19 protein-coding genes, 2 pseudogenes and 2 riboswitches are annotated in these 25,828 nt (G+C 62.7%); of the genes and pseudogenes, 10 read left to right on the top strand and 11 right to left on the bottom strand.

The window, feature by feature from the left end:
• Positions 1-571 precede the first annotated feature (571 nt).
• Entirely contained in the window at positions 572-1,516 is a 945-nt protein-coding gene (locus ACAX43_RS26300) for a flagellar brake protein (RefSeq protein WP_370711324.1), read from the top strand.
• Between the two features lie 31 nt (positions 1,517-1,547).
• Here the strand turns inward: ACAX43_RS26300 and ACAX43_RS26295 are convergent, their stop codons facing one another.
• The 4 genes from ACAX43_RS26295 to cobW form a co-directional block, all read right to left on the bottom strand.
• On the bottom strand, positions 1,548-2,087 hold the full coding sequence (locus ACAX43_RS26295) for a VWA domain-containing protein (RefSeq protein ID WP_370711339.1): 540 nt from the start codon (positions 2,085-2,087) through the stop codon (positions 1,548-1,550).
• Positions 2,088-2,218: 131 nt separating this feature from the next.
• Entirely contained in the window at positions 2,219-3,268 is a 1,050-nt protein-coding gene (locus tag ACAX43_RS26290; RefSeq protein ID WP_370711323.1) for an ATP-binding protein, read from the bottom strand.
• Positions 3,265-7,065 carry a cobaltochelatase subunit CobN gene (cobN, locus tag ACAX43_RS26285; RefSeq protein WP_370711322.1) on the bottom strand — a complete coding sequence of 1,267 codons (3,801 nt, stop codon included), beginning with the start codon at positions 7,063-7,065 and terminating at the stop codon, positions 3,265-3,267. The genes ACAX43_RS26290 and cobN overlap by 4 nt, the downstream gene beginning before the upstream one ends.
• A 6-nt stretch (positions 7,066-7,071) precedes the next feature.
• Positions 7,072-8,172, bottom strand: coding sequence for a cobalamin biosynthesis protein CobW (gene cobW, locus ACAX43_RS26280; protein ID WP_370711321.1), 1,101 nt, complete (start codon positions 8,170-8,172; stop codon positions 7,072-7,074).
• Positions 8,173-8,361: 189 nt separating this feature from the next.
• Positions 8,362-8,642: riboswitch (cobalamin riboswitch) on the bottom strand.
• 92 nt (positions 8,643-8,734) lie between these two features.
• Positions 8,735-8,962: riboswitch (cobalamin riboswitch) on the top strand.
• Positions 8,963-9,186: 224 nt separating this feature from the next.
• On the opposite strand from cobW, the gene cobA reads away from it, so the two are divergent.
• From cobA to ACAX43_RS26245, 7 genes are all read left to right on the top strand, one after another.
• Positions 9,187-10,008: a uroporphyrinogen-III C-methyltransferase gene (gene cobA / locus ACAX43_RS26275; RefSeq protein ID WP_370711320.1), complete on the top strand. Its 822-nt coding sequence runs from the start codon at positions 9,187-9,189 to the stop codon at positions 10,006-10,008.
• The gene (locus tag ACAX43_RS26270; RefSeq protein ID WP_370711319.1) at positions 10,005-10,490 is read left to right on the top strand and encodes a cobalamin biosynthesis protein; all 486 of its coding nucleotides are present in this window, start codon (positions 10,005-10,007) and stop codon (positions 10,488-10,490) included. Before cobA ends, ACAX43_RS26270 begins: the two co-directional genes overlap by 4 nt.
• The gene (gene cobO, locus ACAX43_RS26265) at positions 10,487-11,089 is read left to right on the top strand and encodes a cob(I)yrinic acid a,c-diamide adenosyltransferase (protein ID WP_370711318.1); all 603 of its coding nucleotides are present in this window, start codon (positions 10,487-10,489) and stop codon (positions 11,087-11,089) included. Before ACAX43_RS26270 ends, cobO begins: the two co-directional genes overlap by 4 nt.
• Positions 11,090-11,092: 3 nt before the next feature.
• A complete protein-coding gene (locus tag ACAX43_RS26260) occupies positions 11,093-12,418 on the top strand; it encodes a cobyrinate a,c-diamide synthase (RefSeq protein WP_370711317.1) in 1,326 nt (441 codons plus the stop codon).
• Complete coding sequence (gene bluB / locus ACAX43_RS26255; RefSeq protein WP_370711316.1) at positions 12,402-13,061, top strand: 5,6-dimethylbenzimidazole synthase; 660 nt, start codon at positions 12,402-12,404, stop codon at positions 13,059-13,061. The genes ACAX43_RS26260 and bluB overlap by 17 nt, the downstream gene beginning before the upstream one ends.
• Positions 13,062-13,225: 164 nt before the next feature.
• A complete protein-coding gene (locus tag ACAX43_RS26250; RefSeq protein WP_370711315.1) occupies positions 13,226-13,540 on the top strand; it encodes a type II toxin-antitoxin system HicA family toxin in 315 nt (104 codons plus the stop codon).
• Complete coding sequence (locus ACAX43_RS26245; protein WP_370711314.1) at positions 13,537-13,872, top strand: type II toxin-antitoxin system HicB family antitoxin; 336 nt, start codon at positions 13,537-13,539, stop codon at positions 13,870-13,872. Before ACAX43_RS26250 ends, ACAX43_RS26245 begins: the two co-directional genes overlap by 4 nt.
• 47 nt (positions 13,873-13,919) lie before the next feature.
• On the opposite strand, the gene ACAX43_RS26240 is transcribed toward ACAX43_RS26245, so the two are convergent.
• A complete protein-coding gene (locus ACAX43_RS26240) occupies positions 13,920-17,381 on the bottom strand; it encodes an SNF2-related protein (RefSeq protein WP_370711313.1) in 3,462 nt (1,153 codons plus the stop codon).
• 270 nt (positions 17,382-17,651) lie between these two features.
• Complete coding sequence (locus ACAX43_RS26235) at positions 17,652-18,485, bottom strand: DeoR/GlpR family DNA-binding transcription regulator (RefSeq protein ID WP_370711312.1); 834 nt, start codon at positions 18,483-18,485, stop codon at positions 17,652-17,654.
• 282 nt (positions 18,486-18,767) lie between these two features.
• Here ACAX43_RS26235 and ACAX43_RS26230 point away from each other — a divergent pair, with 282 nt between their 5' ends.
• Complete coding sequence (locus ACAX43_RS26230; protein WP_370711311.1) at positions 18,768-21,263, top strand: FAD-dependent oxidoreductase; 2,496 nt, start codon at positions 18,768-18,770, stop codon at positions 21,261-21,263.
• Between the two features lie 105 nt (positions 21,264-21,368).
• Here the strand turns inward: ACAX43_RS26230 and ACAX43_RS26225 are convergent, their stop codons facing one another.
• The 3 genes from ACAX43_RS26225 to ACAX43_RS26215 all read right to left on the bottom strand — a co-directional run bounded on the left by ACAX43_RS26225 (position 21,369) and on the right by ACAX43_RS26215 (position 23,989).
• Positions 21,369-21,638, bottom strand: a complete 270-nt coding sequence (locus ACAX43_RS26225) for a DUF4148 domain-containing protein (protein ID WP_370711310.1) — start codon at positions 21,636-21,638, stop codon at positions 21,369-21,371.
• A gap of 230 nt (positions 21,639-21,868) precedes the next feature.
• Entirely contained in the window at positions 21,869-22,900 is a 1,032-nt protein-coding gene (locus tag ACAX43_RS26220) for a lipase secretion chaperone (protein ID WP_370711309.1), read from the bottom strand.
• 12 nt (positions 22,901-22,912) lie between these two features.
• A complete protein-coding gene (locus ACAX43_RS26215) occupies positions 22,913-23,989 on the bottom strand; it encodes a triacylglycerol lipase (protein WP_370711308.1) in 1,077 nt (358 codons plus the stop codon).
• A 226-nt stretch (positions 23,990-24,215) separates the two neighbouring features.
• Between ACAX43_RS26215 and ACAX43_RS26210 the strand changes: the two are divergent.
• Positions 24,216-24,410: pseudogene (locus ACAX43_RS26210) on the top strand (anti-sigma factor); the annotation flags it as partial.
• A gap of 28 nt (positions 24,411-24,438) precedes the next feature.
• On the opposite strand, the pseudogene ACAX43_RS26205 reads toward ACAX43_RS26210, so the two are convergent.
• Positions 24,439-24,636 (bottom strand): annotated as a pseudogene (locus ACAX43_RS26205) (lipase secretion chaperone); the annotation flags it as partial.
• Positions 24,637-24,889: 253 nt separating this feature from the next.
• The gene (locus ACAX43_RS26200; RefSeq protein ID WP_370711307.1) at positions 24,890-25,792 is read right to left on the bottom strand and encodes a helix-turn-helix domain-containing protein; all 903 of its coding nucleotides are present in this window, start codon (positions 25,790-25,792) and stop codon (positions 24,890-24,892) included.
• Positions 25,793-25,828 lie beyond the last annotated feature (36 nt).

Here is a 25,828-nt window from a genome sequence, read left to right as displayed (position 1 = left end):
TAAGGCATGCCGCCAGCGTTCAATCTGAGCCAGGATCAAACTCTTCAGTTCAAACCTGTTACTGTTTTTCGGGCTCTTCCGAACCCGGTCGCTCACTCAACGTACTGACGAATGATCCCCCTGTCTTTCAACAGGAAAACCTTCCTTTAATACTCGTGTGAGTCTTGATACTTTCGCTTCCGGCAGACCCCGAAAAGTCCACCGCGCGTCGCGCATCAAGCGCCCACACTTATCGGCTGTTAATTTTTAAAGATCACTCGCTCAGAAGCTCTGCTTTCTTCGCGTCCGTCATCAAACGGGAGGCGAATTATGCGATGCGACCCGCACCCTCGTCAACCCCCTCATGCAATTAATTTCAAAAAGTTGAGAAGCACCGAAACTGCTTCTCCTCCATGTGCCACACAATAGTTAGGCATCCGAGTTAATTTTTTCGAGAGCTTCCCACGACCACTACAACCCTTCCAACCAAACAACAAAAAAGAAAGAACGGAAACCAAACGCAAAAAAACCTAAAGCTTCCACCCGGCGCAGCCGTAAACACGTCAACCCGTCACATATTTTGTCGCCGCCCATGGAAAACCTAGCAGAAGCCCGAATCGCGAAGCCAACGCCTGCAACCCCATCGCCGTCTCTTATCCAGGATGCAGTGCCAGTAGGCACGCCCCTCGATTGGCCGATCGCGGACTCCGACGGCACGCTCCTCTTCGCCAGCGGCGCGATCCTGGCGACGACGGACGAGCGCAAATTCCTGTTCGACAACTTCCACCCGCACCGCGGCGACTTGCTGGGCCCGGTCACGCAACCGGAACCCAAACCCGAACAGCCAGTCGCTACCACCGGCCAACTCACACTAAATGACATGCACCTGACAATAGGTGCATTAATAGGCATACGCTCCCAGCTCGGAAGCGGCGCCCCCATGCACCCATGCCGCATCATCGGCTTCGCGCCCAACCACGCACTATTCGTCACGCCGCCGCTGCAAGAAGGCCGCATCCTGCCGCTAGGCCTCGGTGAAAACGTCGAGATCGTCGCCATAGCGAGCCACGCCGTATTTCGTTTCGTCTGCACGGTCGAGGCAGTTTGCCGCTCCCCATTCGACTACATCGTGCTGTCGAAACCCGGCGCGATCCGCCGCCTGCGCGAACGCAAGTCGATTCGCATCCACGCGCACCTCGCGGTACGCTTCGGCATCGGCGAAACGGGTGATGCGTATGAAGGGCTTGGCCTCGCAAAAGGCATCAGCGCACTCGGCATGTCGCTGACCGCCTCGTGGACCTTGGGAGCAATCGGCGAACGACTGCGCGTCGCCTTCCGCCTCCAATCAGCGGATCTGGACACAGAGATCGAAACCACGGCGGTCATCCGCAATGTGCAGAAAGGCAGCGCGCCGGGCGAGCCGTCGACCCACGGCCTCGAACTCGATCAACTCGACGCAGCGCAACAGATGGCGATGAAAGCCTTCGTATTCGACCGCCAGGACGACGTCCTGTACTGGTCGAACGGTTTGAAATAAGCGCACGAGAACAGCGCGGTGCACGCGCTGTTCAGCCGATCAGCTCTTCCGGCGTAAAACGCGTCGCGCGCCAGGCATCGGCAAGCGCCTGGCAGCGGCCCAGCCGTATCGCCTCACGCTCAAAATCGACGAACACGACTTCGTCCGCGTCGAGTGGCCGCACCGGCTGGTCGCCGCTGCGGCCATCGGTCAAGATCCACAGCCAGCGCTGCTGCGCGGGCTTGCGACGGGCACTGCGCGCAAGCACTTGCGCTGCCTGACGCACGCCGGACGCTAGCGGCGTTCCGCCGCCGCCACCCACTGGCCTTAGCCATCGCTCGTTCCACCAGCGCGGCACGGCGGGACCGAAACGCAGATCCGCGCCAGCCCCGCCAAAACACACCAGCGCCGCCTCGGCACGCGAGGCACTGGCGCGATCAAACAATGCAATCAGCAGCCCCTTGGCGAGCGCGAGGCGCTGGCCGCCAAGCATGGACCCGGAACAGTCGAGCACGAAGCAGTGCAGCACACCGCCTCGCGGCGCCTCAGGCACGAAGCGAAGATGCTCCGCGCGCAGCCTGTCTTGCCGCATCGCGGCGAGCGTCGGCGCCCATGCAATGCGCTTGCCCGGCGCGCCTTTCAAGCGGCTGCGCGAACCTGTACCCGCACCTTGCCGCCATCGAAAACCGCTGCGCGAGCCAGCGGCGGCGCCCTTCCGATGGCTTAGCGTTTTTTTGCGGTGAGCGGAATAACGCCTTTGACCTGCGCGACGCTCGCGGGCTGCGGCGGCAAGTAGCCCCAATCGCTATCGCCGGCAGCGACGCCCGGCGCTGCATCTTGCGAAGACGCCTTCGCCTCGATAGAAGCATGCGGTGTTTCGTTCTCAGACGCGCCGCCCCCTGCACGAGCCTCGTGATCGTGGCGCCGATGCATCAACACCGCCTCGGCGACCCGCTCGACATGCTCCGCCGTGACCGCATCCGCCCGCTCCAGCGCCGCCAAGGCTCTCGCCGCACGCAGCATCACGAGATCGGCACGCAGACCATCCACCGTGGCCTCGATGCACAGCGCGCTGACATGCGCATGCACGGCATCGTCGAACGCAAGTCGCGGCAGCGCTTCGCGCGCCGCACGGATCCGCTGAACGTACGTCTCCTGCTGCTGCGCATATTCCGCGCGAAAACCCTGCGGATCGAGATCGAACGCAAGACGTGCTTTCACAATCTGTTGACGCACCTGCGGCTCAAAGCAGTTCTGCAACTCGACCATCAAGCCAAAGCGATCGATCAGTTGCGGCCGCAACTCACCTTCTTCCGGATTCATTGTGCCGATCAGCACGAAGCTCGCGTCGTGACTATGCGAAACGCCATCGCGCTCAACGGTATTCATCCCACTCGCCGCCGCATCGAGCAATGCATCGACGAGCGCGTCGGGCAGCAGATTCACCTCATCGACATAGAGGACACCGCGATGCGCTTTCGCAAGCAAACCGGGCGAAAAACGCACTGAGCCATCGCGCAACACAGTTTCAATATCGAGCGTGCCGATCAAGCGGTCTTCACTGGCGCCGAGCGGTAAATTCACCAGTTGTCCTTCCGGCAACAGTTCAGCGAGCGCGCGCGCGGCAGTCGACTTCGCCGTGCCGCGCGGCCCGCTGATCAGCACGCCGCCTAGACCCGGATCGATCGCGGCCAGCAAGAGCGCCTGTTGCAACGGCGCCTGGCCGATCAGCGCGGCAAAGGGAAAAGCGGATCGTTGAGTCGCAGCGTTCATGTTTGCATTCCTTCGATCTGCTGCTCACTCGCGAGCAAATGCTGTTCGACTTGCTCGCGATAGTCGCCGGGTGCTTGCCACAAACCGCGCTGCATCGCTTCGAGCAGACGCTCGCAGATCGAATGCATGGCGTGCGGATTGTGCCGCTGCAAGAACTCGCGCGTATCGGTGTCGTTCAGATAAGCATCGGTGACGAGCGCGTATTGGTAATCGGCGATCACGCGCGCGGTCGCATCGTAGCCGTACAGATAGTCGACCGTCGCGGCGATTTCAGCGGCGCCCTTGTAGCCGTGACGCTTCACACCATCGAGCCATTTCGGATTGACCACGCGCGAGCGGATCACGCGGGCGATCTCTTCGTGCAGCGTACGCACGCGCGGCGCCGCCGGATTGCTGTGATCCGCGTGGTACACCTGAGGCTGATTGCCCGTCAGATGCCGCACCGCCGCGACCATGCCGCCCTGGAACTGGTAATAGTCGTTCGAATCGAGCAGATCGTGCTCGCGGTTGTCCTGGTTCTGCAGTACTACGTCCATCGCGGCGAGACGTGTGCCGAATGCGTGCCGCGCTTCTTCGCCAGCGCTTTTTTGCGTGTAGGCATAACCGCCCCACGCCTGATACGCGTTCGCGAGATCGGCGTCGGTTTGCCATTGCTGCGAGTCGATCATGTCCTGCAGACCGGCACCGTAAGCGCCAGGGCGCGCACTGAACACACGCCAGCCGGCACGCTTGCGCGCCTCGGCGGCGTCCATGCCGCGCGCGATGAGCGCATCCCGTTCGCGCAGCACGCGCGCGCGGATCGGGTTCAGGTCTTCAGGCTCGTCGAGTTCGGCCACCGCCTGCACGGCGGCGTCGAACAAATGCATCACGTTCGCGAAGGCGTCGCGGAAAAAGCCGGACACACGCAACGTGACGTCGATACGCGACCGGTCGAATGCCTCGATCGGCATGATCTCGAAGTCGGTCACACGATGACTGCCCGGTGCCCACTTCGGTCGCACACCGAGTAAAGCAAGTGCCTGGGCAATGTCGTCGCCGCCGGTGCGCATGGTCGCGGTGCCCCATACCGAGAGCCCAATCGCACGCGGGTAGTCGCCTTTTTCCTGCAGATGCCGCTCGATCAGTTGCTGCGCGGATTTCAAACCGAGCGACCACGCCGCCTGAGTGGGAACGGCACGCGTATCGACCGAATAGAAGTTGCGGCCGGTGGGCAGCACGTCCGGACGTCCACGCGACGGTGAACCGCTCGGCCCCGGCGGCACGAAGCGCCCTTCGAGGCCGCGTTTGAGATTCGACATTTCCTGTTGACCGCAGGCGTCAAGCCGAGGCAGCACGTCGTGACGCAAGCGCTCGATTACACATTCGGCCTGCGGTAAGGCCCCAGCAGCGGACACAGTAGCGTGCGTTTCATCGCCACACACACCCCGCAACATCTCGGCCGCCAACAGTTCCAGACGCTCGCGCGTATCGCCGCTGTGCCGCCACGGCGCATCGCTCACCCGCCGTAAAACGTCAGGACGCGGACCGTCCCACACCGCCGACCAATCCACCGACAACGGATCGAACAGATGATCCATCCGCAGATCACGCGCCAAGGCGTCGATCAAACCTGCCTTACCGCGTTGGCCATCGCCGACCGGAAAGCGCCCTAGCGCCAGTAACGTATCGCGCCGCTGCACTCCTTCAGGCGATTGCCCGAACGTATGCAAACCGTCGCGAATCTGCGCTTCCTTCAACTCGCACAGCCACGCATCGACGCGCGTCAGCAGCGCATCTTCATCGTCCTGCCCGTTCGGCCTGTCAAGACTCAGCTCTTCATGCAGCTTATGTTCGACGATGGTCGCGAGAATCGTGCGCCTCAACAGCTTCGAGCGGCGCGGATCGACCATTAGCGCTTCATAGTATTCGTCGACCTGGCGCTCGAGATCCTGCAACGGTCCGTAACTCTCGGCGCGCGTGAGCGGCGGCATCAGGTGGTCGATGATGACGGCCTGCGCGCGACGCTTCGCCTGACTGCCTTCGCCTGGATCATTGACGATGAACGGATACAGATGCGGCATCGGCCCAAGAATCAGATCGGGCCAGCAGGCGTCGCTCAACGCGACGCTCTTGCCCGGCAGCCATTCAAGATTGCCATGCTTGCCGACATGCACGACCGCGTCGATGCCGAACGGGTGACGCAGCCAGAAATAGAAAGCCAGATACGCATGCGGCGGCACGAGATCGGCGTCGTGATAGCTCGCGTAGTCGCCCTGCTCGCGCGAACGTGACGGCTGAATCCCGACGAACGCATGCCCGCAGCGCCAGCCTGCGATCATGAACCGGCCACGCCGCAACGTCGGATCCTGTTCGGGCGCCCCCCAGCGTGCGTTCAGCGCATTGCGCGCTTCAGCGGGCAACGCGTTGAAGTACAAAAGATAATCGTCGAGCGCGAGGCTTTGCAGCGCGGGCCGCAAATCACGCACGACCGGATCGTTCGTCACGCCCTCAGTCAGCTTCTTTAACAGCGCATCGCCGTCGACGGGCAACTCGCCTAACCGATACCCTTCGTCGCCCAGCATCGACAGAATGCCGACCACCGAGGCCGGCGTATCGAGCCCCACTCCATTGCCGATGCGCCCTTCGCTCATCGGATAGTTGGCGAGAATCAGCGCAACTTTCTTGTCCGCGTTATCGAGCGTGCGCAGACGGCACCAGCGGCGGCTCAGTTCGGCAAGAAAGCCGACACGTTCGAGGTCCGGCTGATAACGGACCACATCGACTTCGGTGTGGGGACAACGATAGGCGAGCCCTTTGAAACTGATGGCCCGCGTGATGATGCGGCCGTCCACTTCCGGCAGCGCGATATGCATGGCGATATCGCGCGAGTTGAGGCCTTGATTGTCCTTGAGCCAGTCCTCGCGATTGCCGCCGCTCAGGATCACCTGCATCACCGGCGCGTCGCCGGCGAGCGCAATCGGCTCGGGGTCGTCGATGGCTGACGCGGCGAATGCGGTCGTGTTCAGCACCAGCGCGACATCATGTTGCGCGCACAACTGCTGCACGACTTCGCGGCTCATCGCATCTTTCAGCGAGGTAATCGCGATCGGCAGCGGATTCAGGCCTTGCGTGCCGAGCGCATCGATAAGGGCGTCGAACACGGCGGTATTGGCCGCTTGCAGATGCGCCTTGTAAAACAGAATCGCGGCGACTGGCGCGTCCGTGCGCCAACGCGCCTGCCAGTCGGCAATCGTCGGCGTATCGCGTTCGGGATGGTAGAGCGTAGCGGCAGGCAACGCGCGCGGCGGCGCCGGCTCGCGCCCCCAGCCGAGCTCGCGGTGGGCGATGCAGCGCAGGAACGCCTCGGCATTCTGCGGACCGCCCTCGCGTAGATAGCGCCATAACTGATGACACAGATCCGCGTCGGCGGTGCTACGTGCAAGCAGGTTCGGATCTTCCTGCAGATCGCCGGAGAACATCGCGAGCGTCTGCTGCTTGCGCTCGGCGAGCGCAACCACCTGTTCGATCCCGTAAGGCCAATACGCCTCGCCACCAAGATGATCGACCACCACGACACGCGCATGCTGCAACACGTCTTCGACATAAAAATCGACCGAAGCCGGCTGCCGCAAATACGTGACGTTCGCGAGCCGCACGCTCGGAAAGCCTTCCCCCAGCCGAGGAAACACGCTGGCGAGCAGCGACAGCGTGGTATCGGCCGAGCTGAGCACCACGATATCGGCGGGCTGCTGATCGATACGGATCACGCCTTGCGTATCGTCGACAAAGCCGCCCGGCGTAGTGCGCAGCAGATGCATGACCGGTTACGCCTGTTGCGGCTGGGCGCGCGGAACTGCGGCCAATGCGGCTTCGAAGGCGTGCTGCAGAACGGCTTGATCCAGGTCTTCACCGATCAGCACGAAACGGCTTTGCTGTCCCTCACCGGCTTCACCGGCTTGCCAACGGCGATCGAAGTAACTATCGAAACGACGGCCCACGCCCTGGATCACCAGACGCATTGCCGCGCCCGGCAACGCCGCGAAACCTTTGACACGGTAAATCGTGTTCGTCTCGACCAGCCCTTGCAACGCGGCGATCGCCGCTTCGCGCGACGAAACATTCGCGTGGACGACCACCGAATCGAATTCGTCATGGTGATGATCGGCGTCGTCAGCCGAACCATGGTGATCGTGGCGCAGGTGAATCGTTTCTTCAGAAGCTGCTTCGAGGCCCAGCAAGGTATGCAGATCGAGCTGACCCCTCTGCGCGCGCACGATCTTCACTTGCGGCGGAATTTCCTCGCGGATGGTGGCCTCGACTGAAGCTTGATGCGATTCGTCGAGCAAATCGGTTTTGTTCAGAATCACCAGATCAGCCGCAGACAATTGATCTTCGAACAGTTCGTGCAACGGCGATTCGTGATCGAGATTCGGATCGGCTTTGCGTTGCGCATCCACGGCAAGTGGATTGTCGGCGAACTGGCCACTCGCCACGGCGGGACCGTCCACCACGGTGACTACCGCGTCGACGGTAAAGCTATTCTTGATCTGCGGCCAGTTGAACGCCTGCACCAGCGGCTTCGGCAACGCGAGACCCGAGGTTTCGATCAGCACGTGATCGATCTGCTCGCGGCGCTCCACCAGTTTTTCCATCACCGGGAAAAATTCTTCCTGCACGGTACAGCAGAGGCAGCCGTTCGCGAGTTCATACAGTTGGCCTTCAGTCTCGACGCCGTTTTCATCGCAGCCGATCCCGCAACCCTTGAGGATTTCCCCGTCGATGCCGAGTTCACCGAACTCGTTGACGATCACCGCGATGCGCTTGCCGCCCGCATGCTGAAGAATGTGCCGCAACAGTGTGGTCTTGCCGCTGCCGAGAAAGCCCGTGACGATGGTGACGGGGATCTTGCGCATTTGAGTTTGCATCGTGAGGTCCATCCGTAGGAGTTGCACGTGCACGCCGGCGCGTTTGTCTGTATCGGTCAAGCCAACGGGGCTGATGCCCTGAAAGCACGGACGATAACAAAACACGGGGATGAACAACGGCGTTACCCAGGCAACAGAAAAACAGAAAACGCGAATGAGATCATGAACGCAGCGCCGCATCCCCGCGGCGTTCGTTCTTCGTATTCTGGCCGGTATCCGGGCTGGCGAAAGCGCCGCTTCCCCTTCCCGAGCGAGTGGTTTCTCGCCCAGTGGGTATATGCCTACGCGGCCTTGCGCGTGGACATCGAAGCCGGCTCCGCGGCGCCAGGCAATCAACCTGGAACCGCTTTTCGCTTACCGTTGCGGGGGCAGCACAGGTTGACCCTATCCATGGCAGGCGGGCACCCTGTTTCCCGTTTAACTGCATGCGCACGAGCGCGCACACGAGCACCAAAGTGCGTGCGAGTGTAGGCCCGCGGCCCCGCGCCGTCAAGAAAACGCGGGCCTCGGCAGCGGGCCTCGGCAGGGCCTTTCCGCAGTGCCGGCGCCGCCTGTGGTGTGCTATCGTATGCGCGCGTTTGGTGCCCGCACATGCGTTCGCATGTGCAGTTAAACGGGAAACAGGCCGCGCTCGCTGCGCTCAACCTGTGCTGTCCCCGCAACGGTAAGCGACCTGCGGTGCTTTCGCATCGCGCATGCGTTTTTGATGCCACTGTCTGAGGAATCCGACGGGAAGGCAAAACGCATGAGGCCGCCAGCCCGGATACCGGCCAGACGCGGAGGCGGCGAACGTCACGCTGCCGGCCGCCGGAATCCGCGAGGGACGGATGTGAAGGCGCTGAAGCACGACGTGGCGCCGCTGTTTGCGTTTCCCTATGGGAAACGCGCGAGTGGCGTTTATCGTCGTGCGTAATTCTCGTAGCACCGCATGACCTCGATTTCCGCCATCTGGAGCGCATTGCCGCTCCGCCTTTTCCCGCTTGTCACGACATGGCGCACGCCATGCATGCCGCAATGAGCCGCGCCTGGCTGATCGGCGCCGGCCCCGGCGACGTCGAACTGATGACCCTCAAGGCGATTCGCGCCTTGGCGCAAGCCGACGTGGTGCTGGTCGACGATCTGGTGAACCCCGACGTACTGCAGTTCGCGCGCGCCGACGCGCTGGTCGTGTACGTCGGCAAACGGGGTGGGCATCCGTCGACGCCGCAGGCCGGCATCGTCGCGCAGATGCTCGAACACGTGCAGGCCGGGCGCAGCGTCGCGCGTTTGAAAGGCGGCGATCCGTTCGTGTTTGGCCGCGGCGGCGAAGAACAGCAGGCGCTGCATGCAGCGGGCATCGAGGTGGACGTGATCAACGGCATCACGGCGGGGATCGGGGCGCCCGCGGCGATCGGCATTCCGGTCACGCATCGCGATCACACGCAAGGCGTGGTGTTCGTCACGGGCCACGGCGCCGGCAGCGGCGAGCCGGACTGGGCCGCACTCGTCGCCACGCGCATGACGCTGGTGATTTATATGGGCATGCGGCGGCTGAACGATATCGCCGGCGCGTTGCTCGCGGCCGGCATGAGCGCCGACACGCCGTGTGCCGCGATTGAATCCGCGACTCGTCCTGAGCAACGGCACGTGCTCGCGCGACTCGGCGCGTTCGCGGAAGCGGTCTCACGCGCCCGACTCGGCTCCCCGGCGATCGTGGTGATCGGCGGAGTGGCGTCGCTGGCACTCGCGCGGGCCGCTGCGAATACTGGTGAGGCTGGCGCGGTGGGAGGGGCGCAAGCGGCTAACTCGGCGGCGGCGGACGCTTCTGATGCTTCGGACGCTTCGGACGAGCCATGAAAACGCTGACCGTGGGCATCGGCTGTCGCTTGCACAGTTCTGTCGAGCAGATCGAAGCCGCTGTGCGCGCCGCGCTCGGCGCGTATGCATTCAACGCAATCAGCACGATTGCCTCGGTCGACACCAAAGCTCACGAAGCAGGTTTGCTCGAATTCTGCGCACGTCACGCGTTGCCGCTGAAACTGTTCAGCCGCGAGCGGATTGCGGCGACGCCCGTGGACGACCCGTCCGCGGCCGCTCGTGAATATCTCGGCGTAGACGGCGTCTGCGAGCCGTGCGCCTTACTCGCCGCGGCGACCGAATCCGACGCAGCCGACGCACCCGGTGCGGCCCATGCGTCAGTCGCGTTCGAAACGCCCAATGCACGGCTACTCGTGCGCAAAACCGTACACAACGGCGTCACAGTCGCGATCGCATCGACGACTGCTTCACCCGCCCACGAACATACAAACAACGATACCCAAAAACAGGACCTTCCATGAAGACCGACCCCGAATCGCATCAACGCATGACCGAGCGCCGGCGCGAAGGTCACGAGAAAAAGCAGGCCGGCGCCACCGTTGAAAAAGGACTTCTGATCGTCAACACCGGCACCGGCAAAGGCAAGACCACCGCAGCCTTCGGCATGGCTGTGCGCGTGCTTGGGCACGGTATGCGCCTCGGCGTCGTGCAATTCATCAAAGGCGCGCTGCATACCTCGGAGCGCGACTTCCTCGGTGCGATCGCCAATTGCGACTTCGTCACGATGGGTGACGGCTACACCTGGAACACGCAGAATCGCGACGCCGACATCGCCACCGCGCGCAAAGGCTGGACCGAAGCACGCCGGATGATCGAAAGCGGCGACTATCAGATGGTGATCCTCGACGAACTGAACACGGTGCTGAAGTACGAATACCTGCCGCTCGACGAAGTGCTGTCGGTGCTGAACGCGCGGGCTGAAATGCTGCACGTGGTGGTGACCGGCCGCCACGCGCCGGACGCGTTGATCGAAGCCGCCGACCTCGTCACCGAAATGCGCATCGTCAAGCATCCGTATCGCGAGCAGGGCGTGAAAGCACAGCGCGGCGTGGAGTTCTGAACCATGTCCGCGTCCCCAAAGGGGATTTCCTTCGCGGCGTGCCCCGCCCTGTTCATTAGCGCGCCGGCTTCGGGTCAAGGCAAGACCACGATCACAGCCGGCCTCGCGCGCTATCACCGGCGGCTGGGGCGGCGTGTGCGCGTGTTCAAGACCGGCCCAGACTTCCTCGACCCGATGATTCTGGCACGCGCCAGTGGCGCGCCGGTGTTGTCGCTCGATTTGTGGATGGTGGGCGAAGCGGCCTGCCGCAATCTGCTGGCGCAAGCGGCGGCCGAAGCGGATCTGATCCTGATCGAAGGCGTGATGGGCCTGTTCGACGGCACGCCGAGCAGCGCCGATCTGGCAACCACGTTCGGGGTGTCGGTACTCGCTGTGATTTCAGCGAAAGCGATGGCGCAGACCTTCGGCGCGATCGCCTTCGGCCTTGCGCAATTCAGGCCGCAAGTGCCGTTTTACGGTGTGCTCGCCAATCGCGTCGGCTCTGCGAGGCACGCGCAAATGCTCGAAGAGGCGCTGCCGCCGGATCTGCGCTGGTGCGGATACATCACAGGCAACGACGAAATCGAATTGCCCGATCGCCACCTCGGCCTGCATCAAGCAGCAGAGATCGAAGACCTGGAAATGCGCCTGGATCGCGCCGCCGATGCACTCGCACAAACCGCGCTGACTGAATTGCCGCCGCGGGTGGAATTCGGCGAGCCTGAGCCACAAACGCTCCCGCACCTTCTCGAAGGCAAGACAATCGCGATCGCGCGCGACGCCGCGTTCTCGTTCATCTACCCGGCCAACGTCACGCTTCTAGAAGCACTCGGCGCGCACATCGAATACTTCTCGCCGCTCGCTGACGATGCACTTCCGGCGCACACGCACGCCCTGTACCTTCCGGGCGGCTATCCCGAACTGCACGCTGCAACGCTCGCAAGCAACACGCGCAGTGCCGCGACGATCCGAGCGCACGCGGCTGCGGGCAAACCGATTGTCGCCGAATGCGGCGGCATGCTTTACCTGCTCGACCAACTCACCGACACGAGCGGCACCAGCACACCCATGCTCGGGCTGCTGCCCGGCCATGCGACGATGCAAACGCGCTTCACCGCGCTCGGCATGCAACAGATCGACAGCCCGCACGGTCCAATGACCGGTCACACCTTTCACTATTCGAAACTGACGACGCCGCTCACGCCGCTGCGTTCCGCCACCCGGCCACACGGCGGCGCTCCTGGCGAAAACGTGTTCCGCAGCGGCTCGATCGTGGCCACTTATATGCACGCTTATTGGCCCTCCAACCCGGCCTTCACGGCCGCCCTGCTCCATGGCGAAGCCTTTTAACGACTCCGAGCGCGAGGCCGTCTACCGCGCGATTTACGAACGACGCGACATGCGCCACTTCGTGCGCGAGGCGGTCGACCCCGCCGTGTTGCAGCGCCTGCTCGACGCGGCGCATCACGCGCCTAGCGTCGGCTTCATGCAGCCGTGGCGCATCGCGCGCATCACCGACCCCGTTTTGCGCACGGCCTTGCACGCGACAGTCGAAAGCGAACGCCTCGCCACCGCCGATGCCCTCGGCAAGCGGCGCGAAGAGTTCATGAAGCTGAAAGTGGAAGGCATGCTGGAATGCGGCGAACTGCTGGTGATGGCGCTGATGGACGGCCGCGAGCGGCACATCTTCGGGCGCCGCACTTTGCCGGAGATGGACCTTGCGTCCGTGGCGTGCGCGATCCAGAACATGTGGCTGGCCGCACGAGCGGAAGGTTTGGGAATGGGCTGGGTGTCGCTATTCGACGTCGACGCGGTCCGTAAGCTACTGCATATGCCCGAGGGCGCGCGACCGGTGGCGATTCTGTGTCTCGGCCACGTCGATCAGTTTTACAGCGAGCCGATGCTGGAGACCGAGCGCTGGGCGAGCCGCATGCCGCTCGCCGATTGCGTGTTCGAAAACCGCTGGCCGGAAGGCGACAACACGCCGGAATAGCGCGAGCGCTTTAAGGCTAAGCATTATTAGATCGTTTGGGTTGATATTAAAGATTGGCGGATTGGCGGGGAACTCTGCGCTTTCGGGGACGCGTCAGAGAGGGACCGACGACGAGCAAAGTGATCGGCAACGAGTATCGCGGCGAGGGTTAAACAGCCTGCGCGATGCCTCGATCACTGACAGCGCGCGCCCTTCCAATGCTATCAATTTATGCTATCATTCCAATGAAATCAAAACACCTCAGCACGCTCCACGCCGTATTCAAGAGGCCCACTCAGGGCGGCATCGTATTCGCTGACATTGAAGCGTTGATCCTGGCCCTTGGCGCAGACGTGCGAGAGGGCGCCGGGTCTCGGGTGGCTTTCGAGTTACACGGCAGCCGCAGATATCTGCATCAACCGCATCCTGGCAAAGAGGCGCGGAAATATCAGGTGGAAGAATTGCGTGCGTGGTTTACCGAACTTGGAGTCGAACCGTGATGAATTCGATGACGTACAAAGGCTATTTCGCGCGAGTTGAATTCGATCCGCGCGAGAACATTTTTGTCGGGCGTGTGCTCGGCGTTTCGGATCGGATCAGTTTCCACGGGGAAACCGTGACCGAATTGACCGATGACTTTCATCAGGCGGTCGATCACTACCTGGAAGACTGCGCGAAAACCGGACGCGATCCGCAAAAGCCCGCGTCCGGCAAACTGATGCTGCGCATTCGCCCCGAAGTGCACGCCGCGGTCGGTATCGCAGCGGCCGCTGCTGGCAAGAGTATCAATCAGTGGGTTGACGAAGTGCTGGCGCACGCAGCGCACGCCTGAAACGGCGTCGCCAACACACCCCATACGCTCCGAAGAAGGCGCCCCCTTCATCGGCCGCCTTCAATCTCCGGCATCGGTGCGAATAGCGCATCGAGGTCGTCGTCCGAGAACTTGGCGGCGCCGGCGGCGTCTTCGGAGAGAATGCTGTCGGCGAGGCCCGCCTTCTGCTCCTGCAACGCCACGATCTTCTCTTCGATGCTGCCCGCGGCAATCAGCTTGTAGACGAATACCGGCTTGTCCTGCCCCAACCGGTGCGCCCGGTCGGTCGCCTGATTCTCGGCGGCGGGGTTCCACCACGGGTCGTAGTGAATCACCGTGTCGGCGGCGGTCAGGTTCAGGCCCACGCCGCCTGCTTTCAGGCTGATCAGGAACAGCGGCACCTCGCCTTGCTGGAAACGCTCGACCGGCGTGATGCGGTCCGCCGTGTCGCCGGTCAGGATTACGTAGGGAATCGCCGCTTCCTGGAGCGCCTCGGCGATCAGCGACAACATGCCGGTGAACTGCGAGAACAGCAGCACGCGCCGTCCTTCCTCGATCAATTCAGGCAGCATCGACAACAGCAAATCGAGCTTGGCCGAGCGCGTGGCGCGCGCGCCCTTCTCGGCTTTTTCAGTTTTGTCGCGCTTCTCGCTCGGTTCGCCCACTTCCATGGCGGCCTTGACTTTGCGCACGAGACGCGGATCGCAGCAGACCTGGCGCAGCTTCAGCAAGGCATCCAGCACGATGATGTGGCTGCGCGCGAGACCTTGCGCGCTGACCGCCGCGCGCACTTTCTCCTGCATCGACGTACGCACCGTTTCGTATAGATCGCGCTGTGCGCCTTCAAGATCGACCGAGCACACGATGGTGGTCTTGGCCGGCAACTCCTTCGCAACCTCGTCCTTACGGCGGCGCAGCATGAACGGCCGGATGCGGCGCGCCAGCAACGCGCGCCGCACGCCGTCGCCGTTCTTCTCGATCGGATTGCGCCAGCGTTTGGTGAAGTCTTTCTGGCTGCCGAGAAAGCCCGGCAGCAGAAAATCGAATTGCGACCACAGCTCGCCAAGGTGATTCTCCAGCGGCGTTCCCGTCAAACACAGCCGGTGCCGCGCGTGCAACCCGCGGATCGCCTGCGCGGCTTTGGTGCTGGCGTTCTTGACGTACTGCGCCTCATCGAGAATCAGCAAGTGATAGTCATGCTCGGCGAGCACCTTCTGATCGCGCCACAGCAGCGCGTAAGTCGTCAGAATCAGTTCGTGCTCGCCGATCTGCTCGAAACGCTCCTTGCGCTGCGGGCCGTTTAGCACCAGCACTTTCAGTTCGGGCGCGAAGCGGCGCGCTTCCTCGCGCCAGTTGTGCACGAGCGTGGTCGGCACGACGATCAGCGCGGGACGGTCGAGCCGCCCAGCTTCTTTCTCTGCGAGGATATGCGCAAGGGTCTGCACGGTTTTGCCGAGACCCATGTCGTCGGCGAGCACGCCGGCCAGATCGTGTTCGCGCAGAAACTGCATCCAGTTCAGGCCCTGCTGCTGATACACGCGCAGTTCGGCCCGCAGACCACGCGGCACCGGCACCTCGTGCAAGCCCGGGCCGGCTTGCAGACGCTGCGCCAGTTGGCGGATCGAGTCTTCACCCTTGAATTGCCAGCGGCCCGTGCTGTTCAGCGCTTCCAGACGGCCAGCATCGACCGAAGGCACACGCAGCGGCGCGCCCTCGGCTAACGAGCCGCCCAGCGCGTCGAACAGGTCGACCAGTACGCGCACCACCGGCTTCAGGCGGTCGGCGCGCAATCGCAGACGCTTGTTTTCTTCTGTCTTCAGCTCGATCCGCTCGTCGTCGGCGATGGCTTCCAGCGCGCCGCTCAACCAGCGCTTGTCACGCCGGAACAGATCGGCGAGCAGCGGCTCGAGCCGCACGTTGCGCTCGCCGATCCGGATGCCCATCTCCAGATCGAACCAGCCGTCGCCGGCCTGATGCGCGGTGCCGTCGATCGCGTCGATCTCGATGACGTTGTAGCGGAACTCCGGCGCCATTGTCACGCGCCAGCCTTTGCTCACGAGATCCGGCACGGCGTCGCTCACGAAGGCGGACCACGCGTCCGCATCGGGCAGGCCGAGCATCGTGTCGGGCAGCAGCCGTGACGCGTAGACGCGGCTGGTCGGCACTTTCTGCAGCCCGGTCTTGCGCAGTTCGAGAAGGCGTTTTTTCTCGGCATCATAGCGACGGCGGATATGGATCACGTCACCGCCCGGCATCGGCACGAGTGTGACGCTGCTATCGACATTGATGCTGACGCCGTCGTAATCGAAACTGACGCCGGCCAGCTCGACCGCCTCGGACTTGCGCAGCCCCGCCTTGGCCGTAGACGGCAGCGCATGGCTGTTGAGCGTGAGCACCGGCACGGGTTCGACGTCGATGACGCGAATCGCGGAGGCGTCGTGCGTGGGCGGCAGCGGCAGGTCCGGCGCGATCTCGCGCAGCACCGACGCAACCAGCGGCGCTTCGGCGAGCGAAATCGGCGGCATGGCGAGGTAGTCGGGCAACTGCTGAAACGGCAACGACGACTCGACGATGCCCGCTTCGTTCGCGACGCCGTCCACATACCAGATCGGCTCGGTGGGCAGCACCATGGTGGCGTGCGGCTCGGTGCACAGCACGGGCCGCAAGCGCTCGTCAGCCAGCGGCTCCCATTCGATCCGCCCGGGCCGGTCGGCGCCGCGCGACAGCGGGGTCGGCCCCGCCCGACCGCGCGCCGGTTTGAACTCAAAGAACAGGCGCCCCGTGGCGATCAGCTTTTGCAGCATCTCCGCGCCGCTTGTGCCGCGCAGAATGAACTGGCCGAAATCCTCGCGGGAGCGGCCGAGCCACAGGCCGCGCAGGATCGACAGATCTTCGTCGGAGACGAACTTTGGTTGCTTGAGCAGGGCCGCTTCCACATTGCCCCAAGGCTCGTCGACATCGAAAATCGTGCCGTCCGGATGGCACCGCGCCCGGTACAACACGACCTCGTGGCGCATGTGGAAGTGGGACCAGTTCAGCAGATAGGCTAGCGTCTGAGTGCGTGCCGAGGCCGCCTTCTGGGCGACCGCATCGGCGGCCTCGGCGCGCGCGCGAAAACGCTCGAGCCAACTGACCAGTTCGGGGCGCACGCCGGCGGACGGCTGCGCCGTTGTTCCCGACGCCGTGCGCGGATAGCCGGTGGACGCGTGCCCATCCACGTCGATGTCGACGTTGGTGATGTGGTCCATCTCGTCGTGATACTCGAGCTCGGCGAGCAGCAGCGCGGCGACATGCTTGCAGTTGCGGCCGACCGGGCAACTGCAGTCCCCCTGCGCCCAAGGGGCACCGCCATCGGTGCGAAATCGCACCCGGGTGTGGTATGGAAGGACTTGCGTGCCTTGCACATAGCCGCTGAGCGTATCGCCGTGCCATTTCACGTTCGTGACGGCGCCGACCGAACGCGCCTTCGCGACGGTGTGGTCACCGAGCCATTCCGCAATCCGTTCCCGATCAAAGAAAACTGACGACATCAGGGTTCATCCATATTCGAAGCCGGCGGCGCCAACCGCGCGGAATCGACGCGGCAGGCGGCGTAGCGCGCCTGCCGGCGCAGTTTCTGTCCAGCGTAGAGTGCCGGTGCTAACCGGCCATTTTACGCGTTGGACGCAATGGGCTGTGGCGGTGCCATTAAAGGCGGCGCAACGGACGGGATGCTTGACCGGGTTTGACTGGACTGGGCGTGCGCAGCCGATCGGCGGCCGGCATGGGCGCACACGGCGCTGATCTGCGGTGCGGCTTTCTTAGAGCGCAGAGCCGATCGTCAAGCCGGCTGCGCTATCGTTTTCGGCATCCGGCTCGGCGCCGCCGCGCGCAGGCGCGCCGACACTGACTTCCAGGCCGGCTGCCGCGAACACTTGAGCGAGCGCGGGTGCGGGCGCTTCGTCGGTGACCAGCAGATCGATGGCGTTCGGGCCGAAAGCGTGTACCAGCGCGCTATGGCCGAATTTCGCATGATCCGCCGCGACCACGCGCTGCTCAGCCTGCGCGAAGGCCGCGAGCGAAAACGCGACGTCGGCGGGCAACGCGTCCATGAAACGGCCTTGCATATCGATTGCGGTGACCGAGGCGATCGCATAGCGCACGTGGAACTGTCGCAGAAAGGCGAGCACGCTGTCGCCGAAAGCGGCAGCGTCGTCGGCGCGCAGCTCGCCGCCGGCGATGAACACGCGGTTCCCGTTACGCGGCGCCAACAGTCGAGCCACTTCGATGGAATTGGTCACCACCGTGAGCCGCGAGCGCGCCGCGAGCGCCTGCGCGATATGCAGACAGGTCGTACCGCCCTCGAGGATCAGCGAATCGCCGTCCCGGACCAATTCGCTGACGCGCGCGCCGATCGCCTGCTTGCCCTCACGGCTCGCCACCATGCGCCGCTGGAACGGCGGCTCGTCGAGACGCGCCGGCAGCATGATGCCCCCGTGCACCTTGATGAGCAGGCCGTCGGCGATCAACGGCTTGATGTTGCGGCGGATGGTCTCGTCGGAAACGTCGAAGCGGCCGGCGAGATCGGTGATCGTGCAGGTGCGCTGCTCGCGGACGAGCCGCAGAATTTCGGCTTGGCGTTGGGTGGAGAACATAAGGCGTTGAGCGATGGCGGACAGACACAGTCTAGCAAAAGGCACATTCATGCGAGGAAAATACCCACACATTACCAACCGAAACCACATCGCATCGGCAACCAGTGAGCCATTCAAGAAAACTTGCTGCAATGCAATCCGAGCAGACGCCCGGAAGACGTAAATAGCGTTTCAGTGTGACCCACGAATGACACAAGCGCCATCGCAACAGAACCAATCGCTCGTTGCGTTCTGTGTTTTTTTGCGGCAAGCTACGGACAATCAATCAACATATTTCCACATATGTCCACATCGATTCCCAGCCACGCCCGCGTCGTTATCATTGGTGGCGGCATCATTGGCTGCTCGGTTGCCTATCACCTTACTAAACTGGGTTGGACCGATGTGGTTCTGCTCGAACAGGGCCAGCTGTCGTGCGGCACGACCTGGCACGCGGCCGGCCTCGTCGGCCAATTGCGCGCTCAGGAAAGCATGACCCGGCTGATCCGCTATTCGACCGCGCTCTACGCCGAACTTGAAGCCGACACCGGTCTTGCGACCGGCTGGAAGCAATGCGGCTCGCTCTCGGTGGCCCGCACGGCCGAGCGGATGACACAACTCAAACGCACCGCCGCCGTCGCGCGCGCCTACGGCGTGGCGTGCGACGTGATCACTCCACAGGAAGCCGGCGATCTATGGCCGGTGATGCGCACCGACGATTTGCTCGGCGCCGTCTGGCTGCCCGGCGACGGCCGGGCGAACCCCACCGACCTGACTCAGGCCCTCGCCCGCGGCGCCCGCAGGCGCGGCGCCCGCATCGTCGAAAACACCCGCGTGACAGCGATCCACACGCGCATCGCGCAAGACGGCAAGGCGAACGGCGCACGCGAAGTCCGCGGCCTCGCGTGGCGCAACAAGGACGGCGAAGAAGGCACGATCGGCGCGGACGTCGTCGTGAATTGCGCGGGCCAGTGGGCCAAGGCCGTAGGCCGCCTGTGCGGCGTGACCGTGCCGCTGCATTCGGCCGAGCACTACTACATCGTCACCGAGCGGATCGCCGGCGTACATCCGGACCTGCCGGTGATGCGCGATCCGGATGGCTTCATCTACTTCAAGGAAGAAGTGGGCGGCCTCGTAATGGGCGGCTTCGAGCCGAACGCGAAGCCGTGGGGCATGAACGGCATCCCCGAGAATTTCGAATTCCAGCTGCTGCCCGACGACTGGGATCAGTTCGAAATCCTGATGGAAAATGCGCTGCAACGCGTGCCCGCACTTGAAACCGCCCAGGTGCGGCAGTTCTACAACGGCCCGGAGTCGTTCACGCCGGACAACAACTTCATGCTCGGCGAGGCGCCGGAATTGCGGCGCTTTTTCGTCGGCGCGGGGTTCAATTCGATGGGGATCGCGTCGGCGGGCGGCGCCGGCATGGCGCTCGCCGAATGGATCGTCGCGGGTGAACCCACAATGGACCTGTGGCCGGTGGACATCCGCCGCTTTGCGCGCTTTAACGGCAACGACACGTGGCTGCATGATCGCGTGAAAGAAACGCTCGGCCTGCATTACGCGATGCCGTGGCCGAATCGCGAACTCGACAGCGCGCGGCCGTTTCGCCGCTCTCCGCTGTATTCGCTGCTGCGCGACGACGGCGCCTGTTTCGGCAGCAAGATGGGCTGGGAACGCGCGAATTTTTTCGCACCGGCTCCCGAACAAGCCCAGATCGACTACGCGTTCGGCCAGCAGAACTGGCTGCCGTGGAGTGGCGCCGAACATCGCGCGTGCCGCGAAGGCGTCGCGCTGTTCGACATGACTTCGTTCTCCAAATTTCTCATCAAAGGACGTGACGCGGAAAGCGTGCTGCAAGGCATCGTCGCCAACGATGTGGCCGTACCGCCGGGCACCACGGTCTACACCGGCATGCTTAACGAGCGCGGCACTTACGAATCGGACTTCACGCTGACCCGCCTCGCCGACGACCAATACCTGCTCGTCACCGGCACCGCGCAAACCACGCGCGATTTCGATACGATCGAAAAAGCCATTCCGCACGACAAGCACTGCACCCTGGTCGACGTCACCGGCCAATACGCCGTGCTCGCCGTGATGGGCCCGCGCTCGCGCGAGCTGCTGCAAAGCGTGTCGAAAACGGACTGGAGCAATGAGGCGTTCGCGTTCGGCCAGAGCCGCGAGGTCGACGTCGGCTACGCGACGCTGCGCGCCACCCGGCTTACCTACGTGGGCGAACTCGGCTGGGAGCTTTACGTGCCGGTCGAATTCGCGCTCAGCGTGTACGAAACGCTGCACGAAGTGGGCAAGGTGTTGGGTCTCGTCAATGCAGGCTATTACGCGATCGATTCGCTGCGTATCGAAAAGGGCTATCGTGCGTGGGGCCGCGAACTCACACCGGACACGAATCCGTTCGAAGCGGGCCTCTCATTCGCGTGCAAGCTCGATAAGGACATCCCCTTCCGCGGCCGCGATGCGTTGCTGAAGTTGCGCGCCGAACCGCTGCGCCGCCGCATGGTGGTGCTCACCGCCGACGGCGCCGCCGATTGCATGCTCTGGGGCGGCGAAGCCATTCTGCGCGACGGCAAGCCGGTCGGCTTCGTCAGTTCGGCGGCATTCGGACACACACTCGGTTGTCCGGTGGCAATGGGTTATGTGAACAATCCAGACGGCGTGGCGGATGCTGCATATCTGAACAACGGACAATACACAATCGATGTCGCCGGCGTTCTGCTGCCGGCTACGGTGCATCTGAAGGCCCCTTATGATCCGCGTTCGGAACGGGTGAAACGTTAACGCTCGCCTCGCGGTGCACTCATCGTCCAATACGCGACACGTCGATCCATTCCCCTCAATATCCGGCGTGGCTCCGTTCTGCGTGCACGCCGGATATCGATACTTTCAATTGGCGCTGCCGGCCGGCGTGCTGCCGCTCACGACGCGGCTCGCGGCGGCCGCTTGTGCTGCGAGTGCTTCCTTGTGGCGCTCGACCTGCTGGGCGAACACGGGATTCACATCGGGATACGAAGCATCGGTGACGTAGTTAAGGCCGTTCTGTTGTGCTTCGATCAATTCCTGGTATACCTGAGCACGTGTCTTTCCTTCTGCGAAAGCGTTCGACGAAGCGGCAAGAACGACGAGGGACAATGCGGAAAAAGTGATCTTCTTCATGATGAACTCCGGTGAGTTTTGTGCGGGTTTGCATGAGGAAGAACCACGGCTTCGCGGCTTTTATTCCTGTGTTTTTGCTTCAGAAAAAACATCTTGCAAACGCGGAATAAGGCGGCGTGCGAACCGGCTTGCTCATCGTTCAATGGGATTGTGGTGACGTTGCACAGTTTTCTGCTAAATCGCCGACGCGAACCGACGAGTCCGTGCCAAACCGCACCACGATCGATGTTTCAGTTGGCTGAACCGCTGTCGCGATCGAGCGACGCGGCGCGCATGGCGTCGCTCGTGTTCGTGAAGAACTGCTGGCGCAGTTGTGCGATCTGGGCTTCGCGCTGCTGTGGCGGCAAATCCTGTTGGTCGATTTGTGCGCGCTCGTTCGAGTAGTCCGTATATCGGGCCTGCCAGGCGTTGTCGGCTTGCTGCATTTGCACGACGCGTTCCGCAGCCTCGGGGCCAAGTGTCTGCGTGATCTGTGCACGCATCGTATCGAGCGAACCGCCCTGCTTTTGGGCCTGATCGATCGATTCGAGCGCCATCTGTTGCTGGCGTACGCGCTCGTGAGTCGCGCGTGTTTCCGGTGGAAGTGCCGCGTCGAGTGCAGCAAGACGGGTCGCTTTTTGTTCGCTGTTCAGCGAGCTATCCGACACGATACGCAAGCGCTCCAAATCGGCGCGTTGCTGCTGCGACTCCGTGCCGAAAAACGGCTCCTGCCATTCGCCCAACAGACTCACAGCCAGCGCATCGCGCTGATCGACGTAGCGTTGCAGCGCGTCGAGATCAGCTTTTTCACCCGCGGCGGCTACGGTTTGTGGCAATCGGTCGAGCACTGCTCGATATTCTGTGTAACGTTGCCAGGCGGACAGCGCTTCGCCAGCGGCTGCGGTGCCATCGAGTTGCGCGGCGATCTGACGCCGCACTAATGCGTCGAGCGTCGCAGCGGAGACTTCGTTTTGTGTCGTCAGGAAATAATCGAAGAAGTCGCGCACGGATGCTGTATGGGCCAAATGGCCGCGTCCATCGATTGGCAGTCGTGGCGCAGATGTGCCAGCGAGCGACGCGGGTAACACGGTGACCAGCCGCTCGCGTGCATCGATGCGGTCGCTTACGGCAACTGACGATTGCGGGTTACCCGCAACCGTCAATTTGGACGATTGTTCAGTCGACGGAGTCAAGGTGACCCAAAGCACACCTCCGACCGATACCGTGCCGATCAAGGCAACTGTGAGCCGCTTGCCGCCCGTGTCAGCGCGTCGCCCGTTCATAAGCGGCATCGCTTAGACACCTGCGGTCTTGAGCCGATTCGCGTGCATGCGCATGACCGCCACCGGATCCTCGGCCCTGGCTCCCCGAATGCCGAGCAATTGATTGATCTCATCGAAGTGGTTCCATTTGTAGCTGGCGCTAAGCACGGTGCCGAACTTCGCGCTGCAGACTGATACCATTCCGTCGTTCTGCCCGGACCCACGACTCAACATGATTGAACCGGTGCTGTGCAACACGGACGTGGATGCGTCGAGCGTTTTCGCCACGTCGATCAGGGCGACACTTGTGTCGGCGGAGCCCGCGGTGCCGAGCACGGTCGCCGGCTGAATGGCGCTACCGGTCCACGAATACAGCAGTTGAGTATTACCGTTGACAGTTTGGGTCGCCGCGCCCCCTTGGCATGAGCCCGATGCGCCGAGTCCTGGACTCGGATAACGGGTGTTGAAGTCCGCGCTGTACGATTTCGTCAAAGCCCGCAGCCCGGCAACCGCATCTTGCTGCGAGCTCATATTTGCGAGCGTACCCATCGCATTCGCCAATGACGCAATGATCGGTACTGACAGGCCCGTCGGATCTTTTTTCAGCAATTCATCGACAAAATCAGCAACCTCGGAACCCCGATGCGGTGCGCCGATGGTCGTCACCGAAGCAACCAACCCAGGCGCCACCGCCGCCACGTAGCGCACGGTCAAGCCGCCTTGGCTATAACCGATCAAATTGACCTTCTGCGCACCAGTCGCAGCTTGCACTTGCTTCACATAGGCCAACAATTGTTCGCCCCGGCCGTTCGCGCCGTCGTCGCCATGAAAGCCTGACACGTTCGCCGAATAAACTGTCGCGCCATGCCGCCGGAGGTCAGCCGGCATGCGATAAAAGTAATCAAGACCGTTAAGCTTGTCGCTGCCGCCAAACCCATGCACGAGGATAATCGGGAAGCGGGTCGCCGCATAATCGTCGATTTTTGCCGCAAATGAAGCGGCAACGGAGGGCGGAACGCTGGACGGCATAGCCACCGTCAAGAAAACGGCAAGTGTTGTGTTTGCGAACGCTGCTGAAACCATGCCGCGAGACCTCTTCGATGTCTGCATGTCACACCTTCGTCAGTAAAATTACAAATAAATTACGATACGAGAGATCGTCGAGCAATACCTTTTAGCGTGAAAAACGTGCGCCGCGTTGACGCACGCGAGCCAGAGCGACAGTGCGTCTGACGGCGACGTACGATCAAACACCTGCAAATTTCAATCGATTCGTCTGGTTGGGTCGCACCTTCGAACCGCAAACGAAGCCGCGTTTCGCTCGGCTCCAGCGACACATGGCGCAATGATGACGCTGTGCATTTCGCATCGTCAGGTGAACCCGAATATCACCGCGTTCAAGCTTATGAGGACGGCCCGGTAAACGTGTTCTCTTGGGTGGTATGCGGTGTCATGCAGGATCGATCGCAAGGTGCCGTTGCCACTGTCGCGTGATGTGTATTCGCAGTTGACGGGCGCGGCGCCGGATTGAGATGTCGCGCCCCGTCGCGATAGCGGGTTCAGTTTGTTGGACCGTTGCCGCGATCGAGCGACGCGGCGCGTTGCTGCGCCCGCAAATCCTGTTTGTCGATCTGCGCGCGCTAGCTTGAGTAGTCCGCATAGCAGGCTTGCCGGGCGTCGTCGGCCTGTTGCATCTGCACGACGCGTTGCGCCGCTTCAGGCCCGAGCGTCTGCGTCATCTGCGCACGCATCGTATCGAGCTACTCAACCCTTCCTGACGATTAGCTAAGATCATGACCATCGAACTGAATCCCTCGAAACAGTGCGACGACGATGCCATGTCATTTGTCGTGCAGGCAATGTAGAGCGCCGACGAAGATGGGCTGAAGGCATTGCACAGCGCGCTGATAAGATCCCGACTTCCAGCGGATGACGGACTATGTCAGTGAATGCCTGGACGAGGCCCCACAAGCCAGCGAGATGCGACGTCTGTTGCTCGCTACATGATGGCTAGTCGCGCGCGGCGCCAATGGAAATCACTTGTCCGCCTGCTTTCGCAATGTCCCGCGGCGTAACCCCCAGCAACCGCCCCACCCAATGCGCCATATGACTCTGATGCGCAAAGCCCGTCTCCAGCGCAATCTGACTCGCGCTCAGCCTGCCTTGAAGCAATAACCCCCTCGCCCGCTCCACTCGCCGCTGCACTACATACTGATGCACGGGCATACCAAGCGTTTCGCGAAACAGCGCCTTGAAATGCGGCACGCTCAACCCGGCATGCGCAGCGAGTTCGCCAAGCGTAAGGCGCTGATCCAGATGTGCTTCGATAAAATCGATCACCCGCGTGGCGGTCTTCGGTGCAAGCGTGCGGCGCTTCTGGTCGATGTCGAGCATTGGCGCGCCGCCGATCAGCCGCACCACCATCGCCGTACACAGGCTCTCGGCGTAAAGGGGATCGGACGCATCGTCGGCTTCGAGTTCGGCACGTAACGCCCAGGCCAGATGCTGAAAGCGCGGATCGCGCATCTGGAACTGCGGGCGCAGCCGCGCTTCGCTCGACTTCAACGCCAACTGTTCGACAGTCCTCTGCGCGAAGTCCTCGCCGATCCACACGCTGAAAATCGTACAGGCGGATTCATCGGTCCACTGTCCATCGACTCCCGCGGGAATCACATCGGCATCGCCATGCGCCTGAATCCGCGAGTAGCGACGCTCGTTGCACATGCAACGCGCCTTGACCGGCGCGCCCACATGCACACCCACGCGATGATGCTTGAGCGCCGCAATCCGGTGCAGTCCGGCCGACACATTGACCAGCTCCGCGCCGAAGCCCTGCCAGCCAAGTGCCTTACTGGAGCGCAATGCAATGCGGGAACCACTGTGCGGCTGCGGTATCGGTGTCACGGCGTTCATGGCATCCCCTCGTAGATGGCGGCCAACGTGTCCTGC

Source organism: Paraburkholderia sp. IW21 (assembly GCF_041321145.1).
Taxonomy (GTDB): domain Bacteria; phylum Pseudomonadota; class Gammaproteobacteria; order Burkholderiales; family Burkholderiaceae; genus Paraburkholderia.
Note: the sequence above shows the minus strand (reverse complement) of the source record. Positions and strands in the feature narration are given on the sequence as shown.

Coding starts and splice junctions, on each gene's coding strand:
- ACAX43_RS26300 (WP_370711324.1), top strand. CDS start 572: ATGGAAAACCTAGCAGAAGCCCGAATCGCGAAGCCAACGCCTGCAACC.
- ACAX43_RS26295 (WP_370711339.1), bottom strand. CDS start 2,087: ATGCGGCAAGACAGGCTGCGCGCGGAGCATCTTCGCTTCGTGCCTGAG.
- ACAX43_RS26290 (WP_370711323.1), bottom strand. CDS start 3,268: ATGAACGCTGCGACTCAACGATCCGCTTTTCCCTTTGCCGCGCTGATC.
- cobN (WP_370711322.1), bottom strand. CDS start 7,065: ATGCATCTGCTGCGCACTACGCCGGGCGGCTTTGTCGACGATACGCAA.
- cobW (WP_370711321.1), bottom strand. CDS start 8,172: ATGCAAACTCAAATGCGCAAGATCCCCGTCACCATCGTCACGGGCTTT.
- cobA (WP_370711320.1), top strand. CDS start 9,187: ATGAGCCGCGCCTGGCTGATCGGCGCCGGCCCCGGCGACGTCGAACTG.
- ACAX43_RS26270 (WP_370711319.1), top strand. CDS start 10,005: ATGAAAACGCTGACCGTGGGCATCGGCTGTCGCTTGCACAGTTCTGTC.
- cobO (WP_370711318.1), top strand. CDS start 10,487: ATGAAGACCGACCCCGAATCGCATCAACGCATGACCGAGCGCCGGCGC.
- ACAX43_RS26260 (WP_370711317.1), top strand. CDS start 11,093: ATGTCCGCGTCCCCAAAGGGGATTTCCTTCGCGGCGTGCCCCGCCCTG.
- bluB (WP_370711316.1), top strand. CDS start 12,402: ATGGCGAAGCCTTTTAACGACTCCGAGCGCGAGGCCGTCTACCGCGCG.
- ACAX43_RS26250 (WP_370711315.1), top strand. CDS start 13,226: ATGCCTCGATCACTGACAGCGCGCGCCCTTCCAATGCTATCAATTTAT.
- ACAX43_RS26240 (WP_370711313.1), bottom strand. CDS start 17,381: ATGTCGTCAGTTTTCTTTGATCGGGAACGGATTGCGGAATGGCTCGGT.
- ACAX43_RS26235 (WP_370711312.1), bottom strand. CDS start 18,485: ATGTTCTCCACCCAACGCCAAGCCGAAATTCTGCGGCTCGTCCGCGAG.
- ACAX43_RS26230 (WP_370711311.1), top strand. CDS start 18,768: ATGTCCACATCGATTCCCAGCCACGCCCGCGTCGTTATCATTGGTGGC.
- ACAX43_RS26225 (WP_370711310.1), bottom strand. CDS start 21,638: ATGAAGAAGATCACTTTTTCCGCATTGTCCCTCGTCGTTCTTGCCGCT.
- ACAX43_RS26220 (WP_370711309.1), bottom strand. CDS start 22,900: ATGAACGGGCGACGCGCTGACACGGGCGGCAAGCGGCTCACAGTTGCC.
- ACAX43_RS26215 (WP_370711308.1), bottom strand. CDS start 23,989: ATGCAGACATCGAAGAGGTCTCGCGGCATGGTTTCAGCAGCGTTCGCA.
- ACAX43_RS26200 (WP_370711307.1), bottom strand. CDS start 25,792: ATGAACGCCGTGACACCGATACCGCAGCCGCACAGTGGTTCCCGCATT.